This is a genomic window from Paraburkholderia kururiensis JCM 10599 = LMG 19447 (genome assembly GCF_003986935.1).
GTDB classification, from domain to species: Bacteria; Pseudomonadota; Gammaproteobacteria; order Burkholderiales; family Burkholderiaceae; genus Paraburkholderia; species Paraburkholderia kururiensis.
Genome location: NZ_RJZE01000015.1, coordinates 98,908 through 117,163 on the forward strand (window position 1 = coordinate 98,908; position 18,256 = coordinate 117,163).

General features: G+C 66.7%; 16 protein-coding genes. 12 read left to right on the forward strand and 4 right to left on the reverse strand.

What is annotated here, in order from left to right:
- Nucleotides 1-484 precede the first annotated feature (484 nt).
- The 11 genes from PKKP23_RS19050 to pyrF all read left to right on the forward strand — a co-directional run bounded on the left by PKKP23_RS19050 (nucleotide 485) and on the right by pyrF (nucleotide 12,429).
- Nucleotides 485-1,429 (forward strand): IclR family transcriptional regulator, encoded by a 945-nt coding sequence (locus PKKP23_RS19050; protein WP_233411784.1) that lies wholly within the window; start codon nucleotides 485-487, stop codon nucleotides 1,427-1,429.
- A complete protein-coding gene (locus tag PKKP23_RS19055; RefSeq protein ID WP_126878033.1) occupies nucleotides 1,426-2,556 on the forward strand; it encodes a 2-dehydro-3-deoxygalactonokinase in 1,131 nt (376 codons plus the stop codon). The genes PKKP23_RS19050 and PKKP23_RS19055 overlap by 4 nt, the downstream gene beginning before the upstream one ends.
- Nucleotides 2,557-2,826: 270 nt before the next feature.
- Complete coding sequence (locus PKKP23_RS19060; RefSeq protein WP_017777071.1) at nucleotides 2,827-3,507, forward strand: 2-dehydro-3-deoxy-6-phosphogalactonate aldolase; 681 nt, start codon at nucleotides 2,827-2,829, stop codon at nucleotides 3,505-3,507.
- Nucleotides 3,504-4,298 carry an SDR family oxidoreductase gene (locus PKKP23_RS19065; RefSeq protein ID WP_126878034.1) on the forward strand — a complete coding sequence of 265 codons (795 nt, stop codon included), beginning with the start codon at nucleotides 3,504-3,506 and terminating at the stop codon, nucleotides 4,296-4,298. The genes PKKP23_RS19060 and PKKP23_RS19065 overlap by 4 nt, the downstream gene beginning before the upstream one ends.
- Nucleotides 4,299-4,468: 170 nt before the next feature.
- On the forward strand, nucleotides 4,469-5,467 hold the full coding sequence (locus tag PKKP23_RS19070) for an arabinose ABC transporter substrate-binding protein (RefSeq protein ID WP_126878035.1): 999 nt from the start codon (nucleotides 4,469-4,471) through the stop codon (nucleotides 5,465-5,467).
- 114 nt (nucleotides 5,468-5,581) lie between these two features.
- A complete protein-coding gene (gene araG / locus PKKP23_RS19075) occupies nucleotides 5,582-7,114 on the forward strand; it encodes an L-arabinose ABC transporter ATP-binding protein AraG (protein ID WP_126878036.1) in 1,533 nt (510 codons plus the stop codon).
- A 76-nt stretch (nucleotides 7,115-7,190) separates the two neighbouring features.
- A complete protein-coding gene (gene araH / locus PKKP23_RS19080; protein WP_017777067.1) occupies nucleotides 7,191-8,207 on the forward strand; it encodes an L-arabinose ABC transporter permease AraH in 1,017 nt (338 codons plus the stop codon).
- Between the two features lie 35 nt (nucleotides 8,208-8,242).
- On the forward strand, nucleotides 8,243-9,058 hold the full coding sequence (locus tag PKKP23_RS19085) for an SDR family NAD(P)-dependent oxidoreductase (protein WP_126878037.1): 816 nt from the start codon (nucleotides 8,243-8,245) through the stop codon (nucleotides 9,056-9,058).
- Nucleotides 9,055-9,969, forward strand: coding sequence for an SMP-30/gluconolactonase/LRE family protein (locus PKKP23_RS19090; protein ID WP_126878038.1), 915 nt, complete (start codon nucleotides 9,055-9,057; stop codon nucleotides 9,967-9,969). Before PKKP23_RS19085 ends, PKKP23_RS19090 begins: the two co-directional genes overlap by 4 nt.
- Nucleotides 9,970-10,275: 306 nt before the next feature.
- On the forward strand, nucleotides 10,276-11,433 hold the full coding sequence (locus PKKP23_RS19095) for an aldose 1-epimerase (RefSeq protein ID WP_126878039.1): 1,158 nt from the start codon (nucleotides 10,276-10,278) through the stop codon (nucleotides 11,431-11,433).
- Between the two features lie 180 nt (nucleotides 11,434-11,613).
- Nucleotides 11,614-12,429, forward strand: coding sequence for an orotidine-5'-phosphate decarboxylase (gene pyrF, locus PKKP23_RS19100; protein WP_126878040.1), 816 nt, complete (start codon nucleotides 11,614-11,616; stop codon nucleotides 12,427-12,429).
- Nucleotides 12,430-12,491: 62 nt separating this feature from the next.
- On the opposite strand, the gene PKKP23_RS19105 is transcribed toward pyrF, so the two are convergent.
- From PKKP23_RS19105 to thiL, 4 genes are all read right to left on the reverse strand, one after another.
- Entirely contained in the window at nucleotides 12,492-13,043 is a 552-nt protein-coding gene (locus tag PKKP23_RS19105; RefSeq protein WP_126878041.1) for a cupin domain-containing protein, read from the reverse strand.
- A 16-nt stretch (nucleotides 13,044-13,059) separates the two neighbouring features.
- Nucleotides 13,060-13,560 carry a CinA family protein gene (locus PKKP23_RS19110; protein WP_017777061.1) on the reverse strand — a complete coding sequence of 167 codons (501 nt, stop codon included), beginning with the start codon at nucleotides 13,558-13,560 and terminating at the stop codon, nucleotides 13,060-13,062.
- A 75-nt stretch (nucleotides 13,561-13,635) separates the two neighbouring features.
- The gene (locus PKKP23_RS19115) at nucleotides 13,636-14,331 is read right to left on the reverse strand and encodes a phosphatidylglycerophosphatase A (protein WP_338120164.1); all 696 of its coding nucleotides are present in this window, start codon (nucleotides 14,329-14,331) and stop codon (nucleotides 13,636-13,638) included.
- Complete coding sequence (gene thiL / locus PKKP23_RS19120; RefSeq protein WP_126878042.1) at nucleotides 14,321-15,313, reverse strand: thiamine-phosphate kinase; 993 nt, start codon at nucleotides 15,311-15,313, stop codon at nucleotides 14,321-14,323. Before thiL ends, PKKP23_RS19115 begins: the two co-directional genes overlap by 11 nt.
- Before the next feature lie 276 nt (nucleotides 15,314-15,589).
- Here thiL and PKKP23_RS19125 point away from each other — a divergent pair, with 276 nt between their 5' ends.
- Nucleotides 15,590-17,902, forward strand: a complete 2,313-nt coding sequence (locus tag PKKP23_RS19125; RefSeq protein WP_126878043.1) for an NADP-dependent malic enzyme — start codon at nucleotides 15,590-15,592, stop codon at nucleotides 17,900-17,902.
- The last annotated feature ends 354 nt before the right edge of the window (nucleotides 17,903-18,256 follow it).

Here is an 18,256-nt window from a genome sequence, read left to right on the forward strand (position 1 = left end):
TCCGGGCGGGTTCGGCCGGTCGGACGTCTCGTCCTGCCGCCGCTTCCATCTTCAATCCCCTCGCCTTTACTCCCGCGCGAACGCATTCGTCGCCCCGTGGGCGTTCCCTTTCCTCTGGCCTGTGCTTCGTTTCCCTCGCGATTTTCCCGCGCCGCTTCGTCGCGTCCAAAGCCTTTAATCCCATTATGTGATCGTCAAACTCATATATTGGAGATTCAAAACGTTCGGCCCTACAATGCGCCACACACCGGGCACGCGATGCCCAGCGCCCACAGCAAGAAAGAAACGGTCGGCCGCGAATTGCCTGCGAGCCGGCACGAAATCGGAGACAAGCCAGCCATGTCCATCACCGCGACGCATGCGGCGCAGTTCCCGCCGCCTGACGGAACGTCCGTCATCCGCACACTGTTTCGCTCCTCGGGCCAACGCGCCCGCTAACCGCACAAACGCCTTTCCGGTTGCGATCGCCATGGACAACAAACTGATGTCTCCGCCCAACGCTGCCACACCTCAGCCCGAACACGCCGGTCGCGCGTCGCGCGCCGCGAACGGCGCCGCTTCGAAGTCCGCAGCGCAGACGCCCGCGCAGCCCGCCGACGAAATCGGTCTGCCCGGTTCGCCGCTCGACCTCGCACAACAGCAGGCCGGCACGCAGACGCTGCTGCGCGGCCTCGCGATTCTCGAAGCCGCCGCGGCCGGCGTGCGCGACCTGCGCTCGTTCGGCGCCGCGCTCGGCACTACGCGCAGCACCACGCACCGCCTCGTGAGCAGCCTCGTGCAGGCGCGCTACCTGCGCCAGGTGCAGGGCGGCTACCTGCTCGGGCCCAAGCTCATCGAACTGGGCACCATCGCGCTCGAACAGATGCCGCTCACCGCAGTGGCGCGTCCGCATCTGCAGGCGCTCGCCGATTACTCGCTGGACACCATTCACCTCGGCGTGCGTGACGGCGACGACGTGCTCTACATCGACAAGATTCCCGGCCAGCGCGGCCTCGAAATGCGCTCGCGCGTGGGGCACCGCATGCCGCTCGCGTCGACGGGAATCGGCAAGGCGCTGATGCTCGATCTCGCGCCCGACATCTGGCGCAAGCTGCACGACGCGTCGCGCCGCGCGCTGGCGGGCGTGAGCTTCAAGCCGGACCACCGCCCGGACCTCGACACGTTCCTCGAACGCATGACGGGCTACGCCGCGGGCGGCTACACGTTCGACCTCGAAGAGAACGAGGCCTCCATTCGCTGCGTCGCCGCGCCGGTGCGCGACGCGTCGGGCGCCATCGTCGCGGCGCTTTCGGTGGCGAGCACGATTCCGTACATGTCGCTCGAACGCATGGACGAACTGGTGCCGATCGTGCAGCGCGAAGCGCGCGCGATCTCGGAAGAACTCGGCTGGCGCGCTCCGCAGCCCGCCGCACGCAGGATTAAACGATGAGTCAATCCACGGCCGGCGGCACGCTTGCCGCCGTCACCGGTTTCGATGCAGCCGGCGCGACCACCGCGGCTACGGCTGCTGCCAACGCTGCCGCCGCTGCCGCGCCTGCCGCCGCGCTGATCGCGCTCGACTGGGGCACCACGGCGCTGCGCGCGTATCTCTACGACGCGACGGGCCGCGTGCTGGCGAGCCGTGGGTCGCCGGCGGGCATCATGAATCTGCCGCGTCCGGCTGCGGAAGGCGGCTTCGACATGGCGTTCGACGCCGTCTGCGGCGAGTGGCTCGATGAGACGCCGTCGCTGCCCGTGATTGCCGCGGGCATGGTGGGCAGCGCGCAGGGTTGGGTGCAGGCGCCTTACGTGGACACGCCCGCGAGTGCGGACGCGCTCGTCGCCGGCATCGTGCGCGTGAAGACCGTGCGCGGCGCGACGCTCGCGATCGTGCCTGGCGTGCTGGAGCGCGGCGAGTTGCCGAACGTGATGCGCGGCGAGGAAACGCAGATCGTCGGCGCGCTCGGTGGCGACGGCGACGAACCGCACGATGCTCAGGCCACTCAGGCTGGCGCGTCAGCCAACGTGCTGATCGGTCTGCCAGGCACGCACGCGAAGTGGGCGATCGTGCGCGACGGGCGTATCGAACGCTTCTACACGTTCATGACCGGCGAGATTTTTGCGGCGCTGCGCGAGCACACCATTCTGGGCCGCACGATGGTGTCGCCCGGCGAGCCGGATCTGGGTGCGTTCCTGCGCGGCGTGGCCGTTGCGCGCGAACACGGCGATGCCGGCGTGCTGGCCACGGTGTTCAGCACCCGCACGCTGGGTCTGACGGCGCAGCTCGAACCGCAGCAGCAGCCCGACTATCTCTCGGGCCTGCTGATCGGGCACGAACTCGCGGGTCTCGAAGCCGTGCTCGCGCACGAGCCGCCGCCGCTGGCAGGCCGCACGCTGCGCCTGATCGGCAACGACGCGTTGTGCGAGCGCTATCGCCTCGCGCTCGCGCAGTTCGGCTGCACGAACGCGCAGTTGGTGCGGCACGCGACGGAGCGAGGGCTGTGGCGCATCGCAGTGCAGGCAGGACTCGTGACGCCGGCCGTGGGTGCGCCGGCGCAGGAAGATTCAGCCGCGTAGCGTGTAACGCGAGCTGCGTAGTGCAGCAAAGCGACGCAGCAAAGCGGCGAACTTAGGCAAGACAACGAGGCAAAACACGCAGGCAAGACAACGAGGCAAAGCACGCAGGCAAAGCACGCGAACAACGAACACGAGCGCGCAGCAACGAACCGAAACCACCCGTCGAGCGAGAGCGAAGCGGCGCCAACGCAACAGCGTCGCATCCGTGACGCAGCGGCAACGCACCAGCGACGCCTCCTTGACGCAGCAGAGACCGACACAGGAAAGAGCATGCAAACCGATCTCAACCTGCCAGCACCGTATGCGCCGCACGCGGGACTTGCCGCGGCGTTCGACACGTGCGCGCTCATCGCGATCCTGCGCGGCGTGACGCCCGCGGACGCCGCCGATCATGGCCACGCGCTGTACGAAGCGGGTTTTCGCATCATCGAAGTGCCGTTGAATTCGCCGCAGCCGTTCGAGAGCATCGCGGCGATCCGCCAGGCCGTGCCCGCCGACGCCATCGTGGGCGCCGGCACCGTGCTGCAGCCCACGCTCGTGAAGGACGTGAAAGCCGCGGGCGGCGAACTGATCGTGATGCCGCACAGCGATCCTGAAGTGGTGCTTGCCGCGAAGGCGCACGGGCTTGCGTGCGCGCCTGGCGTCGCCACGCCTACCGAGGCGTTTCTCGCGCTCAAGAACGGCGCGGACGTGCTCAAGATGTTCCCCGCCGAGCAGCTCGGCATGCAGGTCGTGAAGGCCTGGCGCGCGGTGATCGCGCCGCAGGTGCCGCTCGTGCCGGTGGGCGGCATCACGCCGGACAACATGGGGCCGTTCCTCACCGCCGGCGCCAACGGATTCGGCCTGGGCTCGGCGCTCTACAAGCCGGGTCAGAGCGCGGAAACCACGGCGTCGCACGCGAAGGCGTTCATCAACGGACTGCGCGTGGCACGCGCGGGGATGCGCAAATGAAGCGGCTGGCCGGCAAGGTCGCGCTCGTCACCGGTGCCGGTCGCGGCATTGGCGCGGCGATCGCTGCAGCTTTCGCACGCGAAGGCGCGGCGGTCGTGCTGGCCGAGCTGGATCTCGATGCCGCCGAACGCACCGCGCAGCAGATCGAAGGAACGCTGAAAGACGAAACACAAGGCTCGCCGCGCGTGCTCGCCGTGCGCACCGACGTCACGCAGCCGCAATCGGTGCGCGACGCCGTGGAGGCTGCCGAACGCACGTTCGGTCCGGTCGACGTACTCGTGAACAACGCCGGCATCAACGTGTTCTGCGACCCGCTCACGATGACCGACGACGACTGGCGCCGCTGCTTCGCGGTGGACCTCGACGGCGTCTGGAACGGTTGTCGTGCGGTGCTGCCGGGCATGGTGGAGCGCGGTGCGGGGGCCATTGTGAATATCGCGTCCACGCATGCGTTCAAGATCATTCCGGGCTGCTTTCCGTATCCGGTCGCGAAGCACGGCGTGATCGGCCTCACGAAGGCGCTCGGCATCGAGTACGCGCCGCGCAACGTGCGTGTGAACGCCATCGCGCCGGGCTACATCGAAACGCAGCTTACGCACGACTGGTGGTCGAGCCAGCCGGACCCGGCTACCGCGCGTGAGGCCACGCTCGATCTGCAGCCGATGAAGCGCATTGGCCGCCCCGAGGAAGTGGCCATGACCGCAGTCTTTCTCGCGTCCGATGAAGCGCCGTTCATCAACGCGAGCTGCATCACGATCGACGGCGGGCGTTCGGCGCTTTACCACGACTGAACGAAAAGAAGCGGTAGACGAAGCAGCAACGCAGACACAAAGGCCGCGCCGCCCGGGCGACGCGACTACCGGGTTGTGATCCCGATGACGCACTGGCCGCGTGCGTCGCCCCGGGAACAAGAAAACGCGGCCAATACCTTCGCGTAATTGCCAGACAGGAGACACGCACCATGAAACGCAGAATTTTCCTCACGCTCGCTGCAGCAGCCACGGCGGTGCTCTTCAACGCGCCCGTCGCGCAGGCGGCCGATCCGGTCAAGATCGGCTTCCTCGTGAAGCAGCCGGAGGAGCCGTGGTTTCAGGACGAATGGAAGTTCGCCGAGATCGCCGCGAAAGAAAAAGGCTTCACGCTCGTGAAGATCGGTGCGCCGTCTGGCGAAAAGGTGATGAGTGCCATCGACAATCTCGCGGCCCAGAAGGCGCAAGGCTTCGTGATCTGCACGCCGGACGTGAAGCTCGGACCGGGCATCGTCGCGAAGGCGAAGGCTGACGGCCTCAAGATGATGACGGTGGACGACCGCCTCGTGGACGGCGCGGGCAAGCCGATCGAGTCGGTGCCGCACATGGGCATTTCGGCCTACAACATCGGCAAGCAGGTGGGCGAAGGCATTGCCGCCGAAATCAAGAAGCGCGGCTGGGACATGAAGGACGTGGGCGCCATCGACGTGACCTACGAGCAGTTGCCCACCGCGCACGACCGCACGAGCGGCGCGACCGACGCGCTCATCGCCGCGGGCTTCCCGAAGGCGAATGTGATCGCGGCGCCGCAGGCGAAGACCGATACGGAAAACGCGTTCAACGCGGCCAACATCGCCCTCACGAAGAACCCGAAGTTCAAGCACTGGGTGGCCTACGGCCTGAACGACGAAGCCGTGCTGGGCGCCGTGCGCGCAGCGGAAGGTCGCGGCTTCAAGGCGGACAACATGATCGGCATCGGCATCGGCGGTTCGGACTCGGCCTTGAACGAGTTCAAGAAGCCGGAACCGACCGGCTTCTACGGCACCGTGATCATCAGCCCGAAGCGCCACGGCGAAGAAACGTCGACGCTCATGTACGACTGGATCACGAAGGGCACGACGCCGCCCCCGCTCACGCTCACGACGGGCATGCTGGCCACGCGCAGCAACGTGAACGAAGTGCGTGAAAAGATGGGGCTCGCCTCGAAGTAAGGCAAGGCTGGCAGGCGGGTGAGTCCTGCTTCGGTGCTCCGGTGGTCGGAAACGCCGAAGCAGGACCGCCTTGCCGGTCAGAGGGCGAACGAGACGGAAAGAGAGGGAAGCGAAGTGTCAGCGACGCTGAGTTTTGACAACATCGGCAAGGTATTTCCGGGCGTGCGCGCGCTGGACGGCGTTTCGTTCGAGGTGCACGCCGGCGAAGTGCACGGCCTCATGGGCGAGAACGGCGCGGGCAAGTCCACGCTGCTGAAGATTCTGGGCGGCGAGTACCAGCCGGACTCGGGCCGCATCCTGATCGACGGCAACGAGGTGCATTTTTCGAGCGCGGCGTCGTCGATTGCGGCGGGTATTGCCGTGATTCACCAGGAACTGCAGTACGTGCCGGACCTGACGGTGGCGGAAAACCTGCTGCTCGGGCGCTTGCCGAATGCGCTCGGCTGGGTCAACAAGCGCACCGCGCGACGCTTCGTGCGCGAGCGGCTTGCCGCGATGGGCGTGGACCTGGAACCGGACGTGAAGCTGCGCAAGCTCTCCATTGCGCAGCGGCAGATGGTGGAAATCTGCAAGGCGCTCATGCGCAACGCGCGCGTGATTGCGCTCGACGAACCCACAAGCTCGCTCTCGCACCGCGAGACCGAAGTGCTGTTCAAGCTCGTGCGCGATCTGCGTGCCGACAACCGCGCGCTCATCTACATCTCGCACCGCATGGACGAGATCTACCAGCTCTGCGACGCGTGCACGATTTTCCGCGACGGCCGCAAGGTGGCTTCGCATCCGTCGCTGGAAGGCGTGAAGCGCGAGACCATCGTGAGCGAGATGGTGGGCCGCGAAATTTCGGACATCTACAACTACCGGGCACGGCCGCTCGGCGAAGTGCGGTTCGCGGCGAAGAACATCAGCGGTCATCCGCTGGCTGAACCGGTGAGCTTCGAAGTGCGGCGCGGCGAGATTCTCGGTTTCTTCGGGCTCGTGGGCGCAGGCCGCAGCGAACTCATGCACCTCGTCTACGGCGCGGACAAGCGCAAGAGCGGCGAGATCGAACTGGACGGCGAGCCGATCCGCGTGAAGAGCGCGGGCGAGGCGATTCGCCAGGGCATCGTGCTGTGTCCCGAAGACCGCAAGGAGGAAGGCATCGTCGCGATGGCTTCCGTGGCGGAGAACATCAACATCAGCTGCCGGCGGCACTACCTGCGCGCGGGCATGTTCCTGAACCGGCGCAAGGAAGCGCAGACTGCCGACGAATTCATCAAGCTGCTCAAGATCAAGACGCCGAGCCGCAAGCAGAAGATTCGCTTCCTCTCGGGCGGCAACCAGCAGAAGGCGATTCTGTCGCGCTGGCTCGCGGAGCCCGACCTCAAGGTCGTGATTCTCGACGAGCCCACGCGCGGCATCGACGTGGGCGCGAAGCACGAGATCTACCACGTGATCTATCAGCTCGCGGAGCGCGGCTGCGCGATCGTGATGATCTCGTCGGAGTTGCCCGAAGTGCTTGGCGTGTCGGACCGCATCGTCGTGATGCGCGAAGGCCGCATTGCGGGCGAGCTTTCGCGCGAAGCGGCCACGGAGCACGCGGTGCTGGGCCTCGCGCTGCCCGAGGGTGCATCCGGTGCGAACGCGGAAAACGAAGCGCGCGCTGCCTGAACGCGGCGCGCTCGGCACGCCCGTGCCGGTGGATAGACAGTGAGACAACCCGTGGGGAACGGGAGGAGTGAAGCAAATGCAAGCCAGAGAGAACCTCGCGCACGAAGCGGCCAAGAGCGCTGCGGAAGCGCTGATTCCGAAGACCAGTGACAGGCAGAAGTGGTGGCAACAGATCACCGAATACAGCCTGATCGTGATCTTCGCGGTGATGTTCGTCACGATGTCGCTGACGGTCGATCACTTCTTCTCGATCGAGAACATGCTGGGCCTCGCGCTGTCGATCTCGCAGATCGGCATGGTGGCCTGCACGATGATGTTCTGCCTCGCCTCGCGCGACTTCGATCTTTCCATCGGCTCCACGGTCGCGTTCGCGGGCGTGCTCTGCGCGATGGTGCTGAACGCCACCAACAACACGTTCATCGCCATCGTGGCCGCCGTGGCGGCGGGTGCGGCTATCGGCTTCGTGAACGGCGCGGTGATCGCGTATCTGCGCATCAACGCGCTGATTACGACGCTTGCCACCATGGAAATCGTCCGCGGCCTCGGCTTCATCGTCTCGCACGGCCAGGCCGTGGGCGTGTCGTCGGATACCTTCATCGCGCTGGGCGGCCTCACGATGTTCGGCGTTTCGCTGCCCATCTGGGTCACGCTGCTGTGCTTCATCGTGTTCGGCGTGATGCTCAATCAGACCGTGTACGGGCGCAATACGCTCGCCATCGGCGGCAATCCCGAAGCGTCGCGGCTCGCGGGTATCAACGTGGAACGCACGCGGGTCTGGATCTTCCTCATTCAGGGCGCGGTGACGGCGCTCGCGGGCGTGATTCTCGCGTCGCGCATTACCTCGGGCCAGCCGAATGCGGCCGAAGGGTTCGAACTCAACGTGATTTCGGCGTGCGTGCTGGGCGGCGTGTCGCTGTTGGGCGGTCGCGCGACGATCTCGGGCGTGGTGATCGGCGTGCTGATTATGGGCACCGTCGAAAACGTGATGAACCTGCTCAACATCGACGCGTTCTACCAGTACCTCGTGCGCGGCGCGATTTTGCTTGCCGCCGTGCTGCTCGACCAGTTGAAGAACCGCGGCTCGCGCGATTGAGCGCACGTTCTGAACGAAACCGAAGGAACCGAACGATGTCTTCTCCTGCCAACGCAAGCGAGCGCGTAGCCGCAACCAGCGGTACGGGCGGCGCGTACGCGAACTATCCGAGTCTTGTCGATCGCACGGTGCTCATCACGGGTGGCGCGACCGGCATCGGCGCGTCGTTCGTCGAGCACTTCGCCGCGCAGGGCGCGCGCGTCGCGTTCTTCGACATCGACGCCACTGCGGGCGCCGCGCTCGCCGACGAACTCGGCGACTCGCGCCACCGTCCGCTGTTTCTGTCCTGCGATCTCACCGACATCGACGCGCTGCGCGCCGCCGTCGCCGACGTGAAAGCGGCGCTCGGCCCCGTCGAGGTGCTCGTCAATAACGCTGCAAACGACCGCCGCCACAAGACCGAAGAGGTCACGCCGGAATCGTTCGACGCGGGCATCGCGGTGAACCTGCGCCACCAGTTCTTCGCGGCGCAGGCCGTGATCGACGACATGAAGGCGGCGCAGCGCGGCTCCATCGTGAACCTGGGGTCGATCAGCTGGATGCTCAAGCAGGGTGGCTTCCCCGTGTACGTGATGTGCAAGTCCGCGGTGCAGGGGCTCACACGCGGTCTCGCGCGCGAACTGGGGCCGTTCGGCATTCGCGTGAACACGCTGGTGCCGGGCTGGGTGATGACCGACAAGCAAAAGCGCCTGTGGCTGGACGACGCGGGCCGGCGCGCGATCAAGGAAGGCCAGTGCATCGAAGGCGAATTGCTGCCCGCCGATCTGGCCCGTATGGCGCTGTTCCTCGCCGCGGACGACAGCCGCATGATCACCGCGCAGGACATCGTGGTGGACGGAGGCTGGGCATGAGCGCGGGTTCTGCGGCGACCGAACGTGCGGCGGCGCTCACCGTCGATTCGCAATGCTCGCTGGGCGAAGGCGCGACCTGGTGCGCGCGCACTGCTCGCCTATACTGGACCGATATCGAAGGCGCCCGGCTGTGGTGCCACAACGCGCGCGACGGTGCGATTGCGTCGTGGCCCATGCCGGAGCGGCTGGCGTCCTTTGCGTTGTGTGCCGATCCGCAGTGGCTGCTGCTCGGGCTGGCGAAACACCTCGCGTTCTTCAACTGCGCGACGGGCGCGATCCACCGCATCGTCGAAGTGGAGCCGGATCTGAACACGCGCCTGAACGATGGCCGCTGCGACCGGCAAGGCCGCTTCGTATTCGGTACCAAGGACGAGGGTTCGCCCACGCGCGCGGTGGGCGGCTTCTACCGGCTCAACCGCGACCTCACGCTCGAAAGGCTGCCGCTGCCGGCGCCCGCGATTGCCAACGGCATCGCGTTCAGCCCGGACGGCGCGACGATGTACTACTGCGATTCCCCGACGCGCGAGATCCGCGCGTGCGACTACGGCGACGACGGACGCGTGACGAACGATCGCACGTTCACGACGCTCGGCAATACGACTGCGGAGCCCGACGGTTCGACCGTGGATGCCGACGGCGGCATCTGGAACGCGCAATGGGCCGGCGCCCGCGTGGTGCGCTACGGGCCGGACGGCGTGGAAACGGATCGCGTGCCGATGCCCGTTTCGCAGCCCACCTGCGTCGCATTCGGCGGCGCGCAACTCGACACGCTTTACGTGACGAGCGCGCGCATCGGGCTGGATGCGGACGTGCTCGCGCGCGAGCCGCAGGCGGGTGGCGTGTTCGCGGTGGTGACGGGCCGGCGCGGGATCGCTGAACCGTGCTTCCAGGGCGCCTTGCCGCAGGGTTAGGCGCGCTTGCGCAGCCGACAATACGGCCCGACGCGCGGCTGGCAAGTCTGGGCAAAAGCGGTGGGCGAAAGCGCTGGCAGGCATGACGCGCAGCGCGAAGCAGCATGCAACACGAGATGAAGAGGCGGCCACGCGGGCGGCTGGTCCGGCATGCAACGCCGGCTGTGCCATCCCGCTGCGTCCGGCACGCGCCGGCACTCAGAGCCGCCCGCACTTTGCCGCCTGTATTGGGCCGCCCGTACTGGACTACCAGCAGGGCAACCAGCAGCGCGGCGCGGAGATCCACGCCTCTCGAAGGAGTCTGATATGACCGTCGCGAATTCCGCTATTGGCAGCCTTGCTGGCTCGCCGCCGTCGCCAGGCGCCGCTGTGGCCATTCCCCCGGCTGTTCCTTCCTCCGGGTCGCCCGCCGCCGCACGGCGCGCGCGACTCGAAGCGGCTGCGCATCCGGTGCTGGCAGGGCCTAGCACGTCGGCGGTCGCGATTGGCGCGGCGGATACTCACGACGTCGCCTGCGTCACGCTCGTGAACGCGCAATTGCGGCTCGACGTGGCGCCCCAGCTGGGCGGCGGCATCACGCGCTTCGACTGGCGCGACGACGGCGCGCTCGTGCCGGTGTTCCGGCGCTGCCTCAACGTGAGCGCGCATACGGATCCGAACGAGCTGGCGTGTTATCCGCTCTTGCCGTACTCGAACCGGATCGGCGGCGGCAGCTTCCGCTTCGGTCATCGCACGGTGCAGGTGCCGCGCAACCGCGCCGCGGAGCCGTTGCCGATTCACGGCGACGGCTGGCTTGGCCGCTGGGACGTGGAAGAGGTGGACGCCGAGCGTGTGCGGCTGTCGTTCGAGCAAACCGACGGCAAGCCGTACACGTATCGCGCGGTACAGACCTACTCGCTCGATGGATCGACGCTCACCATCACGCTGGAGATCGAGAACACGGGCCGCGACGCGTTGCCGTTCGGGCTCGGCATTCATCCGTTTCTGGTGCGCGACGCGGCTACGGAGTTGTGCGCGGCGGCAAGCGGCCTCTGGCTCGCCGGAAACGACTGGCTGCCGGTGCGGCATGTGCCGGCGCCGCCGGCCTGGCAGTTCGGCGTGGCGTACCCGTTGCCCGACGGCATCGTGAATCACGGGTTCACGGGCTGGAGCGGCCGCGCGGCGGTGGTCTGGCCGAAGCGGCGGCTCTCGCTTTCGGTGGCCGCCGATACCGACTACTACGTGCTCTATACGCCGCCGGGCGAAGACTTCTTCTGCTTCGAGCCCGTCGATCATCCGATCAACGCCGTGAACCTGGCGGGCGGCGCCGCCGAACACGGCATGACGGTGCTTGCGCGCGGCGAGCGGCTTGCGCGCGAGTTCAGCTTCACGGTGGAGCGCACGGGGCTGCGTACGGCAGCGGCGGTGCCGGGCGCACCTGGGGCGAAGGCGGGGCGTCATCCGGCGGGGAAGGTGGGGCGGTAAGGCGGGGGCGATCAGGTGCCGGGGTGAGGCGGCCCTACGAGGCGGGGCGATGAGGCGAGCCCGCAAGGTAAGGCAAGGCAAGGCGATAAGGCGGCGCGCGTGTCGGCCTCAAGTCGCCCCCGGTTTAAAATACGCGCCTCTTCCGTTACCGCCATTACCGGCTCGCCGCGAGTTTCCACCATGTCCTCTTTCATCCAGACGCTCAACGACGCATGGCAGCGCGCCAATTCGCTGCTCTGCGTCGGCCTCGACCCCGAGCCCTCGAAGTTTCCCGGCGCGCTCGCGAACCGGTCCGATGCGATCTTCGAGTTCTGCCGCACGATCGTCGATGCCACCGCGCCCTACGCGTGCGCGTTCAAGCCGCAGATCGCCTACTTCGCCGCGCACCGGGCGGAAGATCAGCTCGAAGCGCTGATCGCGCACATCCACGCACATCATCCCGGCCTGCCCGTGATTCTCGACGCCAAACGCGGCGACATTGGCAGCACCGCCGAGCAGTACGCGCGCGAAGCCTTCGAGCGCTACGCCGCGGACGCCGTCACCGTGAATCCGTACATGGGCTTCGATTCGATCGAGCCGTACCTCGCGCATGCGGGCAAGGGCGTGATCGTGCTGTGCCGCACGTCGAACCCCGGCGGCTCCGACCTGCAGTTTCTCGACACGGGCGGGCGCCCGCTCTATCAGGTCGTTGCGCAACTCGCGGCGCAGAAGTGGAATGTGGGCGGCCAGCTGGGCCTCGTGGTGGGCGCGACGTTCCCGAAGGAAATCGAAGTGGTGCGCGGTATCGTGGGCGACATGCCGCTCCTGATTCCGGGCGTCGGCGCACAGGGCGGCGACGTCGAAGCCACGGTGCGCGCGGGCCGCACGGCAGCGGGCACGGGCATGCTCATCAATTCGTCGCGCGCGATCATCTACGCCGGCAAGGGCGACGACTACGCGCAGGCCGCGGCGCGCGCAGCGCAGGAAACGCGCGACAAGATCAACGCGTATCGGTGAACCGGTGGGGTGAATCGACGGGTGATTCTTTGGCCGGTGACTCGTGACGGCCTGCGTGCGTGTCAGCCGGCGTGTTGGCTAGATGCGCTGCCAGGCCGCAACTGAACGATGAGTTCGCGATGCGCGGGAAACTGCGCCGCGAGTGCATCGACATCGGCCAGTTCGAATTCGCTGAATTCGAAGCCCGGCGCCACGGTGCAGCCCACCAGCGCGAAGGTCGCGGGATCGGTGCAGCGTGCGGCGAACCAGTCGCCCGCGCGGACCACCGCCTGAAACGTCGTGCCGGGGTGGGCGAGCGCGTTGCCTAGCCGGTGAGTGACGCGCGCGCCGGTGGCTGCATCGAGCACGTAGACCTCGAGCGGCGCGCCGGCGTAGAAGTGCCAGACTTCGTCGGACCGGATACGGTGCCACGCCGAATGTGCGCCATTGCACAGCAGGTAGTAGATTGCGGTGGAGGCCGAACGCGCGGCGCTGGAATCGGCGTTCGGCGTCGTGCCCGCGCGCCACACCTGGTCCGCCGCGCGCCACGTTTCGCGATAGAAGCCGCCTTCGGGATGCGGCTGCAAGTCGAGGCGTCGAATCAGCTCTTCCACAGCGATGCCGGTGGCCGTCATGGTCGCGCTTCCCGGCTTATCGTTCTTTCTCGTCGAGTAATGCGAGCAGCCCGCGCAACGCGTGTGCGGCGGCCTGTACGCGGATCTGTTCACGGTCGCCCTTGAACACGAGCGTTTCGGCGGCCGTGTGCAGCCGGTTGCTCCACGCGAACGAGACCATGCCGACCGGCTTCGTTTCCGTGCCGCCGCCCGGTCCCGCCACGCCCGTAATCGCGAGCGACACCTGCGCGCGGCTGTTGCGCAGCGCGCCCTCGGCCATGGCGCGCGCAACCTGCTCGGAGACCGCGCCGTGCTTCTCGATCAACTCCGCGGGCACGCCGATCATCTCGCTCTTCGCCTGATTCGAATACGTGACGAAGCCGCGCTCGAACCAGCCGCTGCTGCCGGAAATATCGGTGATCGCGGTGGCGACCATGCCGCCCGTGCAGGACTCGGCGGTCGTGAGCATCAGGCGCTCGTCGCGCAGCTTGTTGCCGGCGCGGATCGCGAGCTGGTGAACGACAGAATCGGTAGGCATGGTCGAGCAGGGTGAGCGTGGACAAAAGCGCGTAAAGAGGCGCGGATGAACAAAACGCCCGAGCGAAACCGTCTGTCAGACGGACATGCGCCAGAGCGCGACCACGAGCAGCGTGAAGAATGCCGCGACGAGGTCGTCGAACATGATGCCGAAACCGCCTTTGAGCCGCCGGTCGAAGTAGCGGATGGGCGGCGGTTTCACCATATCGAAGAAGCGGAACACCAGGAACGACCAGAGCTGGCCGCTGAACGACACGGGCATCACCATCAGCAGCACGAGCCAGAATGCCACGATTTCGTCCCAGACGACGGGCGAGGGGTCGTCGGTGCCCATTTTCTTCGCCGTGAAGCCGGTGATGCCGATGCCCGCAACGAAGCCGCCGACGATCAGGATGCCCCACTCCAGCACCGTCAGATAGCGGCTCAGCGCCATGAACGAAAGCCACGCGAAGAGCGTGCCCATCGTGCCCGGCATGATGCGCGAGAGCCCGCTGCCGAAGCCGAGCGACACGATGTGCAACGGATGCGAGAGCATGAAGCGCGCGCTCGCGCGGCGCGGGGCGCTTGTGGTGTTGGGTGCGGCGTCGGAGGTGGCGTTCGGGTTGGCGCGGCTTGAGGAAACGGCATCGTCTGGCGATGCGGGCGAGGGCGTTTCTGCGCTTGCGCCGCTGGTCGACGGCGAAGCGGACGTGTGCGACGTCGCAGGAACTTGCGGCGCCTCGGGCGCGCGGGGCACGTCTTCGGCCGGAGTCGGCGTGGGTTCAGTCTGCATGGAAATGATCGAAGCCGTGCAACGTCAGGGGAAGCGGGTTGCCCGCCGCGTCGCGCCACGTGATGGCCGGCGCGGCGTCCGCGTTTTCGGGAGGAACTATTGTACCGATGCGCGTTACCGGCACTCCTGCCCGTTGCGCCGCTGCATCGACTGCATCGCGCGCATTGGGCGGCGCCGTGAAGCACAGTTCGTAGTCGTCGCCGCCTGCGAGCGTGCAGCGGCGCTGCACGTCGGGTGCGAGGCGCGCCAGCGCGGCCGAGCGTGGCACTGCGTCCGCATCGATCACGGCATTGACGCGCGAGCTCTCCAGAATGTGCTGGAGGTCGCCGGCAAGGCCGTCCGACACGTCGAGTGCCGCACTCGCAATGCCGCGCAGCGCGAGTCCCAGCGCCACGCGCGGTTCCGGGCGTTCCAGCGCGCGGCGGAACGTCGCGGCATCGGCGTCGGCCGCGTGCCATTCGCCGCGCAGGATACCGAGGCCCGCGCGCGCGTCGCCTGGTGTGCCGGAGACCCACACGTCGTCGCCCGGCTGCGCGGCATCGCGACGCAGCGCCTGTTGCGGCGGCACCGCGCCGAACACGGTGATGCAGATGTTGCGCGGGCCCGCGGTCGTATCGCCGCCCATGAGTTCGCAGTCGAAGCGGTCCGCGAGTTCGAAGAGACCTGTGCTGAACGCTTCGAGCCAGTCTTCGCGGGCGGCGGGCAGCGCGAGCGCGAGCGTGAAGCCGAGCGGCCTTGCGCCCATTGCCGCGAGGTCCGAAAGATTGACGGCGAGCGCCTTGTGACCCAGCGCGTGCGGATCGACGTCGGGAAAGAAGTGGCGGCCTTCCACGAGCATGTCGGTGGAGACGGCGAGCACTTCGCCGGCGGGCGGCGCGATGAGCGCGCAGTCGTCGCCGATGCCGAGCGCTGCGTGGTGGACGCGGCCGGTGCGGGCGCGGCGGGCGAAGAAACGGTCGATGAGCGAGAACTCGGAAAGCATGGCCGGAAGGCGTGGCAAGGCGCGTGGATAGTGAAAACCCGAAGGCAATGTCGTCAGGCATTCGCAAGAACGCGCAACGGTCTCAAAGGCAGGCTGGATTGTACGGCGAGCCCCGTCTGGCATGGCTTGCCGACCGGTTCGCGGTGTACTGTTCAGTACGTTCCGGTCGCGGCACCTGCGCCTGAAGTGAAAGCAATCGGCAGGGGGATTGGCGCTACAATGCAGCCGACTGTCTCTCGAAGATCCATTCTAATCCGCACCAGAAGCCCGCCTCTCATGTCGAATTCCGCCAATACCAAGCTTCGCGAAGCCGCGCTCGATTATCACGAATTCCCGAGCCCGGGGAAGATCGCGATTGCGCCCACCAAGCAGATGATCAACCAGCGCGACCTCGCGCTCGCCTATTCGCCGGGCGTGGCGTTCGCCTGCGAAGAGATCGTCGAGAACCCGCTGAACGCGGCGCGTTTCACGGCACGCAGCAACCTCGTGGGCGTGGTGACCAACGGTACGGCGGTGCTCGGGCTCGGCAACATCGGGCCGCTCGCGTCGAAGCCTGTCATGGAAGGCAAGGCGGTGCTGTTCAAGAAGTTCGCCGGCATCGACGTGTTCGACATCGAACTCAACGAATCGGACCCGCACAAGCTGGTCGACGTGATCGCCGCGCTCGAGCCGACCTTCGGCGGCATCAATCTGGAAGACATCAAGGCGCCAGACTGCTTCATCGTCGAACGCGAATGCCGCAAGCGCATGAAGATTCCCGTCTTCCACGACGACCAGCACGGCACCGCGATCGTGGTGGCCGCGGCGGTTACGAACGGCCTCAAGGTCGTGGGCAAAGACATCTCGAAGGTGAAGCTGGTGACGTCGGGCGCGGGTGCGGCGGCGCTGGCGTGCCTCGACCTGCTCGTCGACCTGGGTCTGCCGATCGAAAACATTCTCGTGACCGACCTCGCCGGCGTGGTCTACAAGGGCCGCACCGAGCTGATGGACCCGGACAAGGAGCGCTTCGCACGCGAAACGAGCGGACGCACGCTCGCCGAGGTGATCGAAGGTGCCGACGTTTTCCTCGGCCTCTCCGCAGGCGGCGTGCTCAAGCAGGAGATGGTCAAGAAGATGGCGGCCAATCCGCTGATTCTGGCGCTCGCGAATCCGACGCCGGAAATCCTGCCGGAACTGGCGCTCGAAGTGCGCCCGGACGCCGTGCTCGCCACGGGCCGCACGGACTACCCGAACCAGGTCAACAACGTGCTGTGCTTCCCGTTCATCTTCCGCGGCGCGCTGGACGTGGGCGCCACGACGGTAACGCGGGAAATGGAGATCGCCGCGGTCAACGCGATTGCCGAACTGGCGCGCCAGGAGCAGAGCGACATCGTCGCGACGGCGTATGGCATTCAGGATCTCTCGTTCGGCCCTGAATACCTGATTCCGAAGCCCTTCGATCCGCGCCTCATCGTGAAGATCGCGCCCGCCGTGGCGAAGGCCGCGATGGACTCCGGCGTGGCGACGCGTCCCATCGAGGACATGGAAGGCTACGTGCAGCACCTGCAGCAGTTCGTCTATCACAGCGGCACGACGATGAAGCCCATCTTCCAGCTCGCGCGCAGCGCGGAGCCGGAGAAGAAGCGCATCGTGTTCGCCGAGGGCGAAGAGGAGCGCGTGCTGCGCGCCGTGCAGATCGTGGTGGACGAGAAGCTGGCCAAGCCGATCCTGATCGGTCGACCTTCGGTGATCGAGCAGCGCATCGCGCGTTATGGCCTGCGGCTCGTGGCCGGCCAGGACTACACGGTGGTCAATACCGACCACGATGAGCGCTACCGCGACTTCTGGCAGACGTACTACAAGTTGATGTCGCGCAAGGGCATCAGCGAGCAGATGGCGCGGCTCGAGATGCGCCGCCGCACCACGCTCATCGGCTCGATGCTCGTAAAGAAGGGTGAAGCCGACGGCATGATCTGCGGCACGATCAGCACGACGCACCGCCACCTGCACTTCATCGATCAGCTGATCGGCAAGCGCCCGGGCTGCAGCGTCTATGGAGCCATGAACGCGCTCGTGCTGCCGGGCCGGCAGATCTTCCTCGTCGATACGCACGTGAACGTGGACCCGACGCCGGAACAGCTGGCGGAAATCACGATCATGGCGGCCGAGGAAGTGCGCCGCTTCGGCATCGTGCCGAAGATCGCGCTCGTCTCGCACTCGAACTTCGGCACGAGCAACGCACCGTCCGCGCAGAAGATGCGCGACGTGCTCGAAATCCTGAAGACACGTGCACCCGACCTCCAGGTGGACGGCGAAATGCATGGCGACGTGGCGCTCGACGCCAACCTGCGCCGCGAGGTGCTGCCCGACTCCACGCTCGAAGGCGACGCGAACCTGCTGGTGATGCCGAACATCGACGCCGCCAACATCTCGTACAACCTGCTGAAGACGGCGGCGGGCAACAACATCGCGATCGGGCCGATCCTGCTGGGCGCCGCCAAGCCGGTGCACGTGCTGACCGCTTCGGCCACCGTGCGCCGGATCGTCAACATGACCGCGCTGCTGGTGGCTGACGTGGCGGCGGCACGTCAGAACGCTTCGGTTCGCTGACGGAGCGTTGGAAAGCGGCTGATGTCAGTACGGCGTATGCCGTTTGCATCGGCCGCGATATCGGTAGTACGTCCTGGGTAGTATGTCCTCACGCAGCGTGAAGGCGCGCTAAAGCCGCCTCGTAAGGGCCAACTGCAGCGCCTGTGAAAAATTCAAACCAGAACACGCAGTCGTGGCCTGAGCGACAAAAGCGCAGACGAAAAAAAGGCGTGCCCGCTCGGGCACGCCTCGAGGTAAAGCGCACAGTCGCTGCCCTCAAACTGCCACCTACAGGCTTGGGCTACAGCACACGAACCCTCATGCAACAGCGGTGGCAACCGTCGCGTTCGCATACTGTGCTGCAATTTTATCTCG

Coding starts and splice junctions, on each gene's coding strand:
- PKKP23_RS19050 (WP_233411784.1), top strand. CDS start 485: ATGTCTCCGCCCAACGCTGCCACACCTCAGCCCGAACACGCCGGTCGC.
- PKKP23_RS19055 (WP_126878033.1), top strand. CDS start 1,426: ATGAGTCAATCCACGGCCGGCGGCACGCTTGCCGCCGTCACCGGTTTC.
- PKKP23_RS19060 (WP_017777071.1), top strand. CDS start 2,827: ATGCAAACCGATCTCAACCTGCCAGCACCGTATGCGCCGCACGCGGGA.
- PKKP23_RS19065 (WP_126878034.1), top strand. CDS start 3,504: ATGAAGCGGCTGGCCGGCAAGGTCGCGCTCGTCACCGGTGCCGGTCGC.
- PKKP23_RS19070 (WP_126878035.1), top strand. CDS start 4,469: ATGAAACGCAGAATTTTCCTCACGCTCGCTGCAGCAGCCACGGCGGTG.
- araH (WP_017777067.1), top strand. CDS start 7,191: ATGCAAGCCAGAGAGAACCTCGCGCACGAAGCGGCCAAGAGCGCTGCG.
- PKKP23_RS19085 (WP_126878037.1), top strand. CDS start 8,243: ATGTCTTCTCCTGCCAACGCAAGCGAGCGCGTAGCCGCAACCAGCGGT.
- PKKP23_RS19090 (WP_126878038.1), top strand. CDS start 9,055: ATGAGCGCGGGTTCTGCGGCGACCGAACGTGCGGCGGCGCTCACCGTC.
- PKKP23_RS19095 (WP_126878039.1), top strand. CDS start 10,276: ATGACCGTCGCGAATTCCGCTATTGGCAGCCTTGCTGGCTCGCCGCCG.
- pyrF (WP_126878040.1), top strand. CDS start 11,614: ATGTCCTCTTTCATCCAGACGCTCAACGACGCATGGCAGCGCGCCAAT.
- PKKP23_RS19105 (WP_126878041.1), bottom strand. CDS start 13,043: ATGACGGCCACCGGCATCGCTGTGGAAGAGCTGATTCGACGCCTCGAC.
- PKKP23_RS19110 (WP_017777061.1), bottom strand. CDS start 13,560: ATGCCTACCGATTCTGTCGTTCACCAGCTCGCGATCCGCGCCGGCAAC.
- PKKP23_RS19115 (WP_338120164.1), bottom strand. CDS start 14,331: ATGCAGACTGAACCCACGCCGACTCCGGCCGAAGACGTGCCCCGCGCG.
- thiL (WP_126878042.1), bottom strand. CDS start 15,313: ATGCTTTCCGAGTTCTCGCTCATCGACCGTTTCTTCGCCCGCCGCGCC.
- PKKP23_RS19125 (WP_126878043.1), top strand. CDS start 15,590: ATGTCGAATTCCGCCAATACCAAGCTTCGCGAAGCCGCGCTCGATTAT.